Raw genomic sequence first — 15618 nt, 5'->3', positions numbered from 1 at the left:
ATTCTTGCGAGATTGAGATGATGCATTCGGTTAGAATGTCACCCCCATCACTAACTAACATATCAGTTCATTCACAACATCAGTTATCATACCAAATAGAGACCAATTAAGCAACAAACACGCTTAATAACGGTCCTTAATCGCACGATCTACATCACGTTTCATTGCTTTATCTTTTAAAGCTTGACGCTTATCGTGTATCTTTTTACCACGGGCTACACCTAATAAAACTTTACACTGACCATGCTTTAAATACAGTTTCAATGGAATAAGAGAATATCCAATTTCTCTTGTACGTTCTCCAAGTTTAATAATTTCCTTTTTATGGAGTAATAACTTTCTAGAACGTAAAGGGTCATGATTAAAACGGTTCCCTTCTTCATAAGGGGCAATATGCATATTATTAATGAACATTTCGCCACGTTTAACTTGCGCATAGCTATCTTTCAAATTAGCACTACCACGACGAATGGATTTAATCTCTGTCCCTTTTAATGCAATACCCGCTTCAATGGTATCTTCAATATTATAATCATGTCTAGCTTTTCGGTTTTCAGCTAATGTACCGGGTGATTTTGTTTTCTTCTTAGCCATTAATCTCTGTCACCTCTTTGCTGATTATTTTTTCTTGCGTCGTGATTTTTTCTTCACACTTTTATCTTTGTAAAATGGTTTGTGATTCGTTTTACCTTTTTTATCACGATTACGTTGATTCTTACCTTTTCGTTGCTTACGTTTTTTCTTTTTGCCTTTATGATTATCATCTTTTGATTTATCTAGAGATTTGCCACGTGTTTTAGCCTGAATGGTTTTTCCTCTTGATGGACGCTGACTTCGTTCATTTTTCGGTAATGGCATACCAACGATTTGGAAGTCTATCATACGCTCATCTACATCAACATGTGTGACTTTTACTGTAACTTGATCACCTATGCGGAATACTTTTGCTTGGCGTTCACCAATAAGTGCCATTTGGCGTTCATCAAAGTGGTAATAATCATCTGTCATATTTGAAATATGAACCATACCTTCAATGGTGTTAGGCAATTCAATAAACATACCAAAGTTTGCTACTGAACTTACAATACCTTCAAATTCATCGCCGATATGTTGAATCATATATTCCGCTTTTTTCAATTCATCTGTATCTCGTTCCGCTTCGATAGCTCGACGTTCACGTTGTGACGTATGCTCTGCTAATTCCGGCAATTTATCTTCCCATTTATGCAATTCTTTATTATTCATAGAATGATCGATGAGATATTTTCGAATTAGACGGTGAACCGTTAAGTCAGGGTAACGTCTAATCGGTGATGTGAAATGGGTATAGTATTCTGCTGATAAACCAAAATGTCCTAAGTTCGTATCATCATAATGGGCTTGTTGCATTGAACGTAACATCATTGTTGAGATAACCATTTGTTCTGAACGGCCTTCAACCTCCTCTTGAATCGATTGCAATGTTGAAGGATGGATATCTTCACCCGTACCTTTAATCATAATACCGAAGTTAGTAATAAAGTCGAAGAACTGTCTTAAACGATCTGATTTAGGTTGTTCATGGACACGGTAAATAAATGGTACTTCTAATTTATTGAAATGTTCAGCCACGGTTTCATTTGCTGCTAACATAAATGATTCGATTAAGCGTTCACCTTCACCACGTTCACGTAAAACTACATCAGTCGGTAAACCTTCGTTATTCACTAATACTTTGGCTTCACTGATATCAAAGTCAATTTCACCACGACGTTTACGCATTTGGATTAAACGATTTGATAAATCTTGTGCTAAATCAAGCATTGGTGTAATTTCTTGATATTGTTTGCGAACGTTTGGGTCCTTTTCAGTGATAATTTGATTAACCGCATCATATGTCATTCTGTAATTAGAATGGATGACACTATCGAATATGTCATGTTTAACCACGTCGCCACGTTCATTGATTTCCATGCGACAACTTAATGTTAAACGGTCGACTTCAGGATTCAATGAACAAATACCATTACTTAAGCGGTGTGGAATCATCGGAATAACACGGTCTACTAGGTAAACACTTGTTGCTCTATCGTAAGCTTCTTTATCTAGCGCTGAGTCTTCTTTAACGTAGTAGCTAACATCTGCAATACTTACAGTTAATTCAGTATGACCATTTTTTAATTTTTTAACGCTAATTGCATCATCTAAATCTTTTGCGTCAGCACCGTCAATTGTAATCGTTAACTCGTCACGCAAGTCAGTACGTCCTTTGATTTCTTCAGGCTTAATCTCTTCAGGTACTGCCTCAGCCTCTTTCAAGACATTATCAGGAAATTCAATTTCGATTCCATGTTGATAAATGATTGATAAAATATCTACACCTGGATCATTCTTATGGCCTAAAATAGCTGATATATGTCCTTCTGGATTATCCGTACCATCCGCATATTTCGTAATCTGAACGAGCACTTTGTGACCATCTACAGCACCAAGACTTTGGCCTTTAGGAATGAAAATGTCTTGCATTATGCGTTTATCATCTGGAATAACGAACCCGAAATATTTCGCTTCACTAAACGTACCGACTACTTGGGTTACAGAATGTTTCTCAATTGATTTAACTTCGCCCTCTATTTTACCTTTATGTTCACCTTTAGATTTCTGTATCTCGACAATCACTGTGTCGCCATCTAATGCACGATTAATCTTAGTTGGTGGGATAAAAATATCATCCATCTCTTCATCTTCAGGACGTAAAAATGCAAAGCCCTTTTTATTTTGGCTTAATGTCCCCTTAATTAATTTAGAGTTCGTATTTTTATGTGATTGTTTACGTTGATATCTATCCGTTTTAGTTCTTTCAACTAATCCTGCTTGTTCTAGTTCTACTAGCACCTTTATTAAATCTCTAAATGAGTCGGCACTATTAAGACCTAAAGCATCTTGAAAATCAGACACAGACATGGGTTCATAATCAGGTTGTTTTACAATTTCTTCAATGGATTGCTTTAAATTCATCATGCCCCTCCTTTCTACTTTCTTTTAATTTTTAAAATGATTATTCAGACCAATCTAAAGTTTCTAAGAAGTCATAGACGTCTTCGAATACTTGTTCTTTTTCTTTATCGATTGTTATGACATGACCTGAATTTGCATACCATTTAATATGTTTGTCTTCTGAATCGACATTATCGTATATATAATTTGCTGATTGAGGATTAATCATTTCATCGTTTTCAGCTTGTACTACTAATATTGGATCAAGTACATCATCAACTTCATTTCTAACGTTATTTAGTGTCTCACTCAACTCTTTTAACGTTTCAGTTGGCTGGAAGTCTTCCATCTCTTTATCAATCGTATCTTGATCTTTACCTTCATATTTTTTAAAGTTGCGTGCATATTCTAAGAAACCTTCATATATTGTACCTTGCGTTTTACCTTCAGCAGGTGCACACATTGTAACAATACCCTTCACTGGACGGTTCAAGCTTAATTTTAAAGCATACACGCCACCTAATGACAATCCAGCTACGGCGATATCTTCGTAGCCATGTTCCACTAAATAATCATAGCCATCTAGCACGTCTTTAAACCATACATGCGGACTTGATTTTAAAATTTCTTCTGGTGGCGCAGCGTGCCCTTCATATTGTGGTGCATATGACGTGTAGCCTTTTTTCTGTAGAAATCTGCCTAATTGTCTTACGTCTGATGAATTACCTGTAAATCCATGTAGGAGTAAGACTGCGCGTTTGCCTTTCTCAAAGAAGAACGGTTGTGGTAATTTAATTTGCATTCATAATCCCTCTTCCATCGTTATCTCTAAATTACTAATATATACTGTTTTACTTTCAAACATCATTTCTCTTATTTACATATATTTATACTTATTAAATATTCCCTTATTTCTTCGGAAATATGCATTATTTAAACTTGGACATTATGTCCATGAATTGAATATCTAAGACGTCATCCGTCTCTATTCATTATAAATAAAAAAGCCCGACATTAACATCGTCGGACCTTATAAACCAAAGTAACTGATACCAATCATTATTAAAAAGAAAATGACTGCTAAAATAATTGTTAATCTATGCAAGAATAAATCGACGCCACGTTGTTTTTGTTTACCAAATAACTGTTCTGCGCCACCACTAATAGCACCTGAAAGTCCATTACTTTTACCTTCTTGGAGTAATACAACAGTGATTAATGCAATACAATCAATAATTAATAGTACTATGAAAAGTGTATGCATGAAAATTGTCCTCCATTCATTATATACGTTCCGAATTATATCACATACTCGTCTTTATAATCAATGACTATCGATTAAACGTGCTCTTACGTACAATTGAAATGATTAGCATATATAACGCTAATACGGTTGAGCAAATCATAACAATTATAATTGGAATAATAAATAGTACTGATTTCGCTGCTATAATCGCATTGATAACCATGGCTAGGTTTACTAATGTAAATAATACATTGGATACATAGACTGCAAACATAAACCACCATAAGTACTTATGTCTATTCCATAATGCAATGACACCCGCTAAATAAGCTAAGATATACATTATTCCTGTGTATCTGAAACTATTTAAGATGTTAGCGACTGCACTATCACTGACTTTCTGGCCTGCCTGTGATAACAACGTCTTAGCCGTTAATGTATCTAATGCAATAAAGTTATGGATGATCAATAAAATACATAATATTAAAGAACTGTAGCCAATTAACTTACCTGCATTTCGTTCCCTCTGACTAGGTTGATTAAGCTGATTCTCCATCTTTACTTCTCCTTCTTTTATATACAAATCTATTATATCAGTTTGAATACGTAAATTAAATCTGTTCCATTCTCAGCAAACACCTTTTTATCTAAACAATTACAACCTGTCATACACAACGTCGACTTAACATGTGTTCGTTTTGTTTGCCACATGATTAAAAAAACCTGCCACAGTCTCAACTCTGTGACAGGCAATATACATTTGCGTGAACTCTATTATATTAAATAAATCTCTGTATTAAACTTATTTATCTAAATTGTAGAAAGATTTGATGCCATCGAATTTAGCAGTTTCAAATAATTCATCTTCAATACGTAATAATTGATTGTATTTAGCAATACGGTCAGTTCTTGATAATGAACCAGTTTTAATTTGGCCAGCGTTTGTAGCTACAGCGATATCAGAGATTGTAGTATCTTCTGTTTCACCTGAACGGTGAGAAACTACTGCAGTGTATCCAGCTTTTTGAGCCATTTCGATTGCTTCGAAAGTTTCAGTTAAAGTACCGATTTGGTTAACTTTGATTAAGATTGAGTTACCAATACCTTGTTCAATACCTCTAGAAAGGATTTCAGTGTTTGTTACGAATAAATCGTCACCTACTAATTGAACTTTATCACCAATACGGTCAGTTAATTGTTTCCAACCGTCCCAGTCATTTTCATCCATACCATCTTCGATAGTGATGATTGGGTATTTACCAATTAATTCTTCTAAGTAGTCAACTTGTTCAGCTGCACTACGTTTCGCACCATGTTCACCTTCGAATTTAGTGTAGTCATATACACCGTTTTCGTAGAATTCAGATGATGCACAGTCAAATCCTAAGAATACATCTTCGCCTGGTTTGTAACCTGCTTTTTCGATTGCTTTGATGATTGTTTCTACAGCATCTTCAGTACCTTCAAATTTAGGAGCGAAACCACCTTCGTCACCTACTGCAGTTTCTAAACCACGTTCACTTAAGATTGATTTTAAGTTATGGAAGATTTCAGCACCCCAACGTAATGCTTCTTTAAATGATTCAGCACCTGTTGGTAAAATCATGAATTCTTGGAATGCGATTGGTGCATCTGAGTGAGAACCACCGTTTACGATGTTCATCATTGGCACTGGTAGTTGTTTACCATTGAAGCCACCTAAATATTTGTATAAAGGTTGACCTAATAAGTCTGCTGCTGCACGTGCAACTGCGATAGACACGCCTAAAATAGCGTTAGCGCCTAATTTACCTTTGTTAGGTGTACCGTCTAATTGAATCATCATTTTATCTATAGATACTTGATCTAATACTGAAAATTCACCTTCAACGATTTCTGGTGCGATAATTTCGTTAACATTTTCAACTGCTTTAGTAACACCTTTACCGCTATAACGTGATTTGTCTCCATCACGTAATTCAACTGCTTCGTGTTCACCTGTAGAAGCACCTGATGGTACTAATGCACGACCGAAAGCACCGCTTTCAGTTAACACTTCAACTTCAACTGTTGGGTTACCACGTGAGTCTAAGACTTCGCGAGCATAAACATCTGTAATAATTGGCATGTGAAAAATCTCCTTTAATTTAGATTCTAAAGCTATTATAGCTTGATTTAATCTTTAAATAAAATATTTATATCAGATAAGGACTGAATCCCTAAGATTTAGTGATTGTATTAGGGATTACAATATCCTTATACTTTAAAAACGCAACTTCATTTAGTGCTTAATAAGTGATTCACCAGTCATATCTGATGGTTGATCAACATTTAATAAGTCTAATAATGTTGGTGCTAAATCACCTAGACGACCAGTTTCACGTAATGTAACGCCTTCTTTAGTTACAATAACAGGAACTGGGTTTGTCGTATGTGTTGTCATTGGTTGATCATCGTCAGTTAACACTTGATCAGAGTTACCATGGTCAGCAGTAATAATTGCATAACCATTCATATCTAAAATTTTGTCGACAACTTCACCTAAACATTCATCCACTGCTTCGATTGCTTTAATCGTTGGTTCTAACATACCACTATGTCCAACCATATCAGGGTTAGCAAAGTTTAAAATGATTAAATCTAAATCACCTTTGTCTAACTCTTCTAATAATGCATCTTTAACTTCATATGCACTCATTTCAGGTTTTAGGTCGTAAGTTGCAACTTTTGGTGAATCAATCAGACGACGACGTTCACCTTCAAATTCTTCATTACGTCCACCACTCATAAAGTATGTTACGTGTGGATATTTTTCTGTTTCAGCAATACGTAATTGTTTCAAGTTGTTATTTTGAGCAACTTCACCAATTGTATTCGTTAAATCAACTTTTTCGAAGACAATTTCAGCATCTACATTGTCATTGTATTTAGTAAATGTTGCATAGTATAAGTCATTAACTTGTTCTACTTTGAAACCATCAAAGGCTTTGTTAGTAAATACTTCTGATAATTGTGCTGCTCTGTCAGGACGGAAGTTGAAGAAGATAACTGCATCTCCATCGTTCACGCCATCATTTTGACCTTCAACAATAAATGGTTCAACAAACTCATCCGTTAAGTCGTTAGCGTAGTTAGCTTCAACACCTTCTTTAGCTGATACATAAGAAGGACCTTCAAAGTTACGAATCGCATTATATGCTTTTTGTTCACGGTCCCAACGTTTGTCACGGTCCATTGCATAATAACGACCAGAAATAGATGCAAATTGACCTACACCTAATGCTTTAAATTTAGCTTCTGTGTCTTCAATGTATTTAAGTGCTGATTTTTGATCTACGTCACGACCATCTAAGAATGCATGTACATAAACTTTATCTAAACCTTTTTGTTTAGCTAATTCTAATAATGCAAATAGATGTTGGTAGTGACTGTGTACACCACCATCAGATAATAATCCAAAGACATGTAATGCAGAATTGTGGTCTTTAACATGTTGTGCAGCATTATTTAATACATCATTTTCAAAGAAATCACCATCAGCGATTGATTTATTGATACGTGTCAAACTTTGATAAACGATACGTCCTGCACCAATGTTCATATGACCAACTTCTGAGTTACCCATTTGACCTTCAGGAAGACCTACGTCTAAACCACTCGCTTCAATTTGAGTAGTAGGATATTTACTGTAATAACGATCAAAATTAGGTTTGTTCGCTTGTTTCACAGCATTACCATGTTCACTCTCACGATTAGCGAAACCATCTAAAATGATTAGAGCTGTTGGTTGTTTAGCCATAATTATTTTGCACCTTCTAACAATTGTACGAAATCTTCAACTTTTAATGATGCGCCACCTACTAATGCACCATCAATGTCAGATTGAGCCATATATTCTTTAACGTTGTTAGGTTTAACACTACCACCATATTGAATACGTGTTGCATCAGCAACGTCTTGGCTTGCTACTTTAGCTACTGTTTTACGAACGTGTGCACACATTTCATTTGCATCATCAGAAGTAGCTGATTTACCAGTACCGATTGCCCAAATTGGTTCGTATGCGATAACAACTTCTTTAAGTTGTTCTTCTGATAAACCTTCTAGTGCTTTTTCAACTTGGTTACTAACGATTTCATTAGCTTTACCATTTTCGCGTTCTTCATCTGTTTCACCAACACAAATGATTGGTGTCATACCATGATTAAATGCAGCATGTGCTTTTTTATTCACATCTTCATCTGTTTCATGGAATAATTCACGACGCTCTGAATGTCCGATAACTACGTATTTAACACCTAAGTCAGCTAATGCTACTGGAGATGTTTCTCCTGTGAATGCACCATTATCTTCAAAATAAGTGTTTTGAGCACCAATTTTTAATCCTTTTGCTTTGCCATCATTTACTAATGAAATTAGTGCATCTAATTGGATTGTTGGTGCACAAATTACTGATTCAACTTCTTTTTCATCAGGTAATGTTGGTAAGTTATTAACGAAGTCTTTAGCTTCTTTAACTGTTTTGTTCATTTTCCAGTTACCAGCTATGATTGGTTTTCTCATTGATTACACTCCTATATATTTAAATTGTAATTTTAGCGTTAAATATCTTTTAAGACGTAACGTCTCATGCTTTATGCATTTTCCCTAGAAAATGTTTAGAAAAACGTAGACATTTTCATAAGACGATTATTTGTTATTAATCGCTTTAATGCCTGGTAATTCAATACCTTCTAAATATTCTAATGATGCACCGCCACCAGTAGAAATATGTGTGAAGTCATCTTCAAAACCTAAAGAAATTGCAGCTGCTGCTGAGTCACCACCACCGATAATAGTAGTAGCGTCTTTTAAGTTAGCAATGGCTTTACATACACCGATTGTACCTTGAGCAAAATTACTGAATTCAAATACACCCATAGGTCCGTTCCAAACAACTGTGTGTGCACCCTCTAATTCTTTAGAGAATAACTCAACAGTTTTAGGTCCAACGTCCATTGCTTCTTGATCTGAAGGGATGTTGTCTATTGATACTTCAGTGATTTCAGCATCATTAGAGAATTCTTTTGCCACTTTTGCATCTACTGGTAAAACGATTTGATCGCCGTTACTTTCAAGTAATGCTTTAGCAAAGTCGATTTTATCTTCTTCTAATAATGATAAACCGATTTCTTTACCTTGCGCTTTTAAGAAAGTATACGCCATTCCGCCACCGATAAGAATTTTATCAGCAATATTTACTAAGTTTTTGATGACGCCGATTTTGTCAGATACTTTAGCGCCACCTAAGATAGCAACTACTGGTTTGTGTGGGTCGTTGACAACACCACCGATAAATTTAATTTCTTTTTCCATTAAGTAACCAGCTGCAGTTTCTAAATGTGTAGAAATACCGACATTAGATGCGTGTTCACGGTGTGCTGTACCGAAAGCATCATTGACAAATACATCACCTAATGAAGCCCAATATTTACCTAATTCAGGATCGTTTTTAGATTCTTTTTTACCATCTAAATCTTCAAAGCGTGTATTTTCAACTAATAATACATCGCCTTCTTTTAAGTTTTTGATAGCAGTTTCTAATTTTTCACCACGTGTTTCAGGTACGAAAGTGACTTCTTTACCTAACTTTTCTGATAAAGCATCAGCAACAGGTTTTAAAGTTAAACCTTCTTTATCACTTTCTTGTTTAACTTTTCCTAAGTGAGAAAATAGAACTAATTTACCACCTTGTTCGATGATATATTTAATTGTTGGTAAAGCCTGAACAATACGGTTATCATTTGTGATTTTACCGTCTTTTAAAGGTACATTGAAATCAGCACGTTCAAGAACAACTTTCCCTTTTAATTCTAAATCAGAAACAATTTTTTTTGCCATTATAATTTCCTCCTCTAAATAGGAATTACTAATATAAAAATAAGCGGAGAAGCGTTAGTGCTCCCCGCTTACTCATAAGCTAACTTATTTCAATAATTTGTACAAGTGTACTTTGAATCGTACATCTATACTGAGCACAAGTTTATTTAACTATGCTTCTAAATTATTTAGATAATTCTGCTAAATATTCTAAAGTACGAACTAATTGAGCAGTGTAAGACATTTCATTGTCATACCAAGCTGCAACTTTAACTAATTGACGGTCACCAACAGACATTACACGAGTTTGAGTAGCATCGAATAATGAACCGTAAGTCATACCAACTACGTCTGAAGAAACGATTTCGTCTTCAGTGTAACCGAATGATTCGTTTGAAGCGTTTTTCATTGCTTTGTTAACGTCTTCAACAGTAACGTCTTTTTCTAATACAACTGTTACTTCAGTTAATGAACCTGTAGCAACTGGTACACGTTGAGCACCACCGTCTAATTTACCATCGATTTCAGGAATAACTTTACCGATAGCTTTTGCAGCACCTGTTGAGTTTGGTACGATGTTTTGAGCTGCTGCACGCGCACGACGTTTGTCGCCTTTTTTATGTGGACCATCTTGAGTCATTTGGTCACCAGTGTATGCGTGAATAGTTGTCATTAAACCTTCAACTAAACCAAATTCGTCACTTAACACTTTAGCAACTGGTGCTAATGAGTTAGTAGTACATGATGCACCTGAAACAACTGTTTCTGAACCATCTAAGTCATTGTGGTTAGTGTTGAATACGATTGTTTTAACGTCACCTTTAGCTGGTGCAGAGATTAATACTTTTTTAGCACCTGCATTGATGTGTGCTTCTGCTTTTTCTTTATCTGTATAGAAACCAGTACATTCTAATACTACGTCGATATCTAAATCGCCCCAAGGTAATTTGCTTGCATCTGGTTCTTCGTATGATTTAACTTCTTTACCATTTACGCGGAAACCACCATCAATAACTTCAACTTCTCCTGTGAAACGACCTTGCATAGTGTCATATTTTAATAAATGAGCTAACATTTCGTCGTCTGTTAAGTCGTTTACTGCAACTACTTCAATACCTTCTACGTCTTGAATTCTTCTAAATGCTAAACGACCAATTCTACCAAAACCATTAATTGCTACTTTTACTGCCATTATAATGGCCTCCTTTAAAATGATATTTAAAAAGCTATTAACTTTTTATTACTTATTTAATATTACTTTTGCTGCTGCTTCATCAGTAATTAATACTGTATTCTTAGGGGCAATACTTAAGTAAGCTTTAATTGCTTCTCCTTTAGATTGACCTCCGGCAACAGCGAATATAAAATCTTTGGTTTCTAAATCTTCAAGTTGTAGTCCTATCGTCTTTACTTTATAGACTACGTTGCCTTGAGCATCAAAATAGTAACCGAAAGCTTCTGCAACGGCTTGGTGATGTTGAAGGCTTTCAATCACTTCATCTGACGATTGTCTACGATGCGCCATCTTCAGCGCATCACCAATACCGTGGATTGTTATATTTGCTTGTTTGATTTTATCTAATGTATGAACCACAGAAGGTTCCATTAGAAGTGTATTATACGTTGATTCACTTACATTATCTGGTACGTAAAGCGTTGTATAATACCCACCTGTTTGTTGCGCCATGCTCGCTGAAATCGTGTTAGCTTGGTAGATAACATTTTCTCCAAGGCCACCACGCGCTGGAACAAAAAACACATTAAATGGTAAAAGATGCATCGCACGGCTAACATTTGCCATCGTCGAACCACCTGTTACTGAAACAATCGCATCTTCATATAGGATGCTTTCAAGTAATTGACCAGCTTGTCTCCCCATTTCTGATTTTACGTTCTCGTGAGCATCTGCATCACCAGGTATAACATGAACTTCTTTAATACCGAAAGTGGTCTTAATTTGTTCAGCTAATTGATTATCATCAGTATAAATATTGAAATATTCGTTAAGCTGATTTAAAACAGATCTACCTTCTTCAGTGATTTCCATTCCAGTTGATTTAACTTGGATTAAATCTTGTTTCTTCAACATATCTGTTTCAGACCTTAAGACACGTTCAGTAATATCCATATGTTCACTTAAACTTCTTCTACCTACTGGTTGATTATTTGAGATAGTAGTTAAGATAGAAAAGCGTCGATACATTTTATCCACGAGATCAGGTATCAACTTCTGTTGAATTTTAATCAAGTCTTTCACTACTACCTTCCTCCTTTATGTCTAAAAGGTAACCAATAGTATAAAAGCGGTTTGACTATTTGTGTCCCGCCTGGGACAAAATCTAACCTCTTTACACTTGCAATAGTACTATTGTGTTGATGAAAATGCAAGAGAAAAACTCTAATATTTAAAATTATCTGTAAAATTTCCCAAATTAAGTAGAATAAACCTACTATATGCATAATAAAAAGTATAATTTATCTCTTATTTTATAGTATTACCCTCAAAGTTTAATAATTATTCTTTTGCAAAATACTTTCCTATGCAAGTTGTTCTCATTTACAATAGAAGCACTTCATTTAAAGGAGGAGAAAAAATGGCTCGCGAAGAGGATAATCATGTTGAGGTTATTGATCCAAATGATCGAAGATATAAAGATGATGACTATTTTAATCATTCGCAGCCTACTGATCGAGCGCATTATTCCGTTAGGTATCGGTATGGTTGTGGTTGCCCGTTTGGTTGCCTTTCTTCAATCTTTATTTCTATTTTACTTTCTATCATTTTTACTTTTTTAATGAATTGGATGTTTTAAAGATAAGGAGCTCGGTAATGATGTCATATTGGTACAAATTCATTCTAGCGCTTTGTCATCATACTATTGATGACTAAATTAAGAAAAGCAGCCTCATGAGAAATCTCATAAGACTGCTATCATCACTTGCATCCCCTTTAACCATCGATGTTTAACGTTAATTCATTGCTAGTTAATGGGTTTAAATCATACTAATATTACAGGTCTTAATCAAGACCCATGATGCTACTAATTATTATTAGATGATTGTTGGTTTGATTGGCTTTGTGTAGACGTAGCATTTCGTTGTGTCGTTTGTCTTGAAGTTGATTGCTGCGTAGATGGTTGCGTTGTTGAACGTTGTTGTGTTTGCGGTGATTGTTGTGTTCTAGTTTGTGTGCTTGATTGAGTACGATTTGGTTTATTCGTATTTGACTCATTCGTATTTCTATTGTTGTTGCGATTGCTATTATTTTCTTGTGTTGCCTGTTCTTTTGTACGGCTTTCTTCAGTAGTAGCCTCTTCTTTAGTTGTTTTCTCTTGAGTTTTTTCTTCTTTAGTATCTTGTTTTGTACGTTGTTTCTCTTCAGTTGATGGTTGTTTAGTTCTTTCTTGTGTTGAAGGCGTTGCTTGCTGAGTCTGACGTTGTTGAGTTTGAGGTGCTTGTTGCGTAACAGTTTCCTGCGTCACATTCGAACGTTCTTCACTCGATTTTTTGTCATTCTCTTCTTTATCTTTTTTATCTTTCTTGTCTTTTTTCTCTTCAGTTGATTGATTATTTAAGCGTTCACTTGATCGGTTAGAATGATCAACAAATGCGTAAATCGCAAAAGCCAAGCCACTTAATAATAATAAGACTATAATCGTGCTAATCAGTTTCGAAATGCCACTCATTTTTTTCTTTTCCGGTTCACCAAAGTCATCTCTATTTCTATTGTTCTTAGACATAAGTTACCTCACTTTAATATATTCAATTTGTTTAGTCCCTATATGTAGCAAATTATTTTACAGTCATTCACACGAAAATGATATAAAAAGGATTAAGACATAAATTAAATTGATACATAATTACTTATATATGATAACATCATAAGTAATTACAAACATCAATTATGCAAATATAATTTAATTATAATTCGAGAGTGTGAGATAAATGAAGAAAATTGTTTCTGATGATATCTTTGAAGAAGACAAAGCACCTAAACGTGGATTAAAGTCAATGATGTTAAATAATGATAATTATGATGATAGCAACACGTCTCGTCTTGACCTCTTGCTATTATCAATCATTTTCATTCCTTTAATCATATTATTCTTAATCTACATTAATTAGTACTATAATAGATATACAAAAAGCCCATACGATGCTCGCATGGGCTTCTACTAAAGGGAGTCAAAATTGACCTTCGTTTATTTTGCGTAGTCTATGGGGTATACTCAATTTACTCAAAGCTATTGAAATCTACTATATCGAAGGTACAAATTTATTATAACTTAACCTTCGTAAAATTAAATCCTGTTTACAGCATAGTAAATGACATATTATTGACTAATCGTTGTACATTTTTTGAACAACGATCGTTGAACGACAATCGTAGAACGTCTTTTCAAATACAATAAATTAATAGAGGTGTAAATATGAAGCAATTCTTAATAACTGGCGGAACTGGAATGGTAGGCAGTCAATTAGTAAACGAGTTAAAGCATCGCGATGTACACATTACAATATTAACTCGTAGCGATAAGCAAAGTGATGATCCTAAAATTTCATATATTAATTGGTCAAAAGACGGTTGGACATCTCAAGTTCCAGATATAGATGTAGTTATCAATTTAGCTGGTGCAACTTTAAATAAACGTTGGACACCATCATACAAACAATCAATCATGACTAGCCGTATCGAATCAACACAAGCACTCGTTGATTTATTCAGCAATCGCGACCATAAACCTGAAGTCCTCTTCAATGCGAGTGCGATGGGCTATTATCCACCAAGTTTATATCAAACGTATACTGAAAAATATCAAACACTTCCCTTCGACTTTTTATCTGATGTCGTTTATCAGTGGGAACGTTTTGCCAAACGTTTTGAATCATTTGGTACACGTGTCGTACTAGGAAGATTCAGCATGATTTTATCTGATGATGGTGGTGCATTACAAACGATGAAACTGCCTTATAAATTTTTTGTAGGGGGCAAATTAGGTTCTGGATTCCAATGGTATTCTTGGATTCATATTAATGATTTAGTACGTGCAATTCTATTTACCATCGACCATCCTAAAGCCCAAGGTCCTTTCAATATGGCTGCACCTATGGCTGAACGTCAAAATCTATTCGGATATACACTTGCACGTGTCATGCACCGCCCTCATGAAACATGGGTTCCATCGTTCTTGATGCGAATCGCACTTGGTGAAATGTCTACAGTTGTCTTAGATACGCAAAAGATATTACCAAACAAATTGGATGCACTTGGCTTTACATTTAATTATCCTAACTTAAAAATTGCTTTCGAAGATTTAATCGATGCATAGTTATTGGAGTTTTGAATCATGAACGACGAGAAATTAACGTATATTTTATTAATCATCGCTAGTCTATTTCTGATACTAAATGGCATTTTTGCCTTCGAACATCATTTTGTAATTATATTAATGTCAATTTTCTTCATATTCATTGGTGCTATTTTACTTGTGATTTCGGTTCGACTTCTCCTAAAAAGCACTTCAAAAAAATCATAAAAAAATGGGAGTGGAACAGAA

16 protein-coding genes are annotated in these 15618 nt (G+C 34.9%); 4 read left to right on the top strand and 12 right to left on the bottom strand.

Annotated features, from left to right (window positions below; genetic code table 11):
* Window positions 1–123: 123 nt before the first annotated feature.
* From smpB to KA909_RS01850, 11 genes are all read right to left on the bottom strand, one after another.
* Window positions 124–594, bottom strand: a complete 471-nt coding sequence (gene smpB, locus KA909_RS01900; protein ID WP_011276368.1) for an SsrA-binding protein SmpB — start codon at window positions 592–594, stop codon at window positions 124–126.
* A gap of 24 nt (window positions 595–618) precedes the next feature.
* A complete protein-coding gene (gene rnr, locus KA909_RS01895; protein WP_210129894.1) occupies window positions 619–2997 on the bottom strand; it encodes a ribonuclease R in 2379 nt (792 codons plus the stop codon).
* 40 nt (window positions 2998–3037) lie between these two features.
* Window positions 3038–3778 carry an alpha/beta hydrolase gene (locus KA909_RS01890; protein WP_210129893.1) on the bottom strand — a complete coding sequence of 247 codons (741 nt, stop codon included), beginning with the start codon at window positions 3776–3778 and terminating at the stop codon, window positions 3038–3040.
* 228 nt (window positions 3779–4006) lie between these two features.
* The gene (gene secG / locus KA909_RS01885) at window positions 4007–4240 is read right to left on the bottom strand and encodes a preprotein translocase subunit SecG (protein WP_011276371.1); all 234 of its coding nucleotides are present in this window, start codon (window positions 4238–4240) and stop codon (window positions 4007–4009) included.
* 67 nt (window positions 4241–4307) lie between these two features.
* Window positions 4308–4778, bottom strand: a complete 471-nt coding sequence (locus tag KA909_RS01880; protein WP_075109134.1) for a hypothetical protein — start codon at window positions 4776–4778, stop codon at window positions 4308–4310.
* 246 nt (window positions 4779–5024) lie between these two features.
* A complete protein-coding gene (gene eno, locus KA909_RS01875) occupies window positions 5025–6329 on the bottom strand; it encodes a surface-displayed alpha-enolase (protein ID WP_011276373.1) in 1305 nt (434 codons plus the stop codon).
* Window positions 6330–6482: 153 nt separating this feature from the next.
* Entirely contained in the window at window positions 6483–8000 is a 1518-nt protein-coding gene (gene gpmI / locus KA909_RS01870) for a 2,3-bisphosphoglycerate-independent phosphoglycerate mutase (RefSeq protein ID WP_075109133.1), read from the bottom strand.
* A gap of 2 nt (window positions 8001–8002) precedes the next feature.
* Window positions 8003–8764: a triose-phosphate isomerase gene (tpiA, locus tag KA909_RS01865; RefSeq protein ID WP_210129892.1), complete on the bottom strand. Its 762-nt coding sequence runs from the start codon at window positions 8762–8764 to the stop codon at window positions 8003–8005.
* Window positions 8765–8890: 126 nt separating this feature from the next.
* A complete protein-coding gene (locus tag KA909_RS01860; protein WP_053029904.1) occupies window positions 8891–10081 on the bottom strand; it encodes a phosphoglycerate kinase in 1191 nt (396 codons plus the stop codon).
* Between the two features lie 163 nt (window positions 10082–10244).
* Window positions 10245–11252, bottom strand: coding sequence for a type I glyceraldehyde-3-phosphate dehydrogenase (gene gap / locus KA909_RS01855; protein ID WP_011276377.1), 1008 nt, complete (start codon window positions 11250–11252; stop codon window positions 10245–10247).
* A gap of 48 nt (window positions 11253–11300) precedes the next feature.
* Window positions 11301–12317 carry a sugar-binding transcriptional regulator gene (locus tag KA909_RS01850; RefSeq protein ID WP_075109132.1) on the bottom strand — a complete coding sequence of 339 codons (1017 nt, stop codon included), beginning with the start codon at window positions 12315–12317 and terminating at the stop codon, window positions 11301–11303.
* Between the two features lie 337 nt (window positions 12318–12654).
* On the opposite strand from KA909_RS01850, the gene KA909_RS01845 reads away from it, so the two are divergent.
* Window positions 12655–12873 carry a hypothetical protein gene (locus KA909_RS01845; protein WP_193839625.1) on the top strand — a complete coding sequence of 73 codons (219 nt, stop codon included), beginning with the start codon at window positions 12655–12657 and terminating at the stop codon, window positions 12871–12873.
* Window positions 12874–13101: 228 nt separating this feature from the next.
* Here the strand turns inward: KA909_RS01845 and KA909_RS01840 are convergent, their stop codons facing one another.
* Complete coding sequence (locus KA909_RS01840; RefSeq protein WP_053029907.1) at window positions 13102–13800, bottom strand: DUF4887 domain-containing protein; 699 nt, start codon at window positions 13798–13800, stop codon at window positions 13102–13104.
* 205 nt (window positions 13801–14005) lie between these two features.
* On the opposite strand from KA909_RS01840, the gene KA909_RS01835 reads away from it, so the two are divergent.
* From KA909_RS01835 to KA909_RS13435, 3 genes are all read left to right on the top strand, one after another.
* Window positions 14006–14185, top strand: a complete 180-nt coding sequence (locus tag KA909_RS01835; RefSeq protein ID WP_075109128.1) for a hypothetical protein — start codon at window positions 14006–14008, stop codon at window positions 14183–14185.
* A gap of 305 nt (window positions 14186–14490) precedes the next feature.
* Window positions 14491–15390: a TIGR01777 family oxidoreductase gene (locus KA909_RS01830; RefSeq protein WP_193839626.1), complete on the top strand. Its 900-nt coding sequence runs from the start codon at window positions 14491–14493 to the stop codon at window positions 15388–15390.
* Window positions 15391–15408: 18 nt separating this feature from the next.
* Window positions 15409–15597 (top strand): hypothetical protein, encoded by a 189-nt coding sequence (locus KA909_RS13435; protein WP_228480579.1) that lies wholly within the window; start codon window positions 15409–15411, stop codon window positions 15595–15597.
* The last annotated feature ends 21 nt before the right edge of the window (window positions 15598–15618 follow it).

Origin of the sequence: Staphylococcus sp. GDX8P54P, from assembly GCF_017893165.1 — a bacterium.
In the GTDB taxonomy this organism is placed as follows: Bacteria; Bacillota; Bacilli; order Staphylococcales; family Staphylococcaceae; genus Staphylococcus; species Staphylococcus borealis.
The sequence above is the reverse complement of the archived record's forward strand: the minus strand, read 5'-3'. Positions and strand labels throughout refer to the sequence as shown.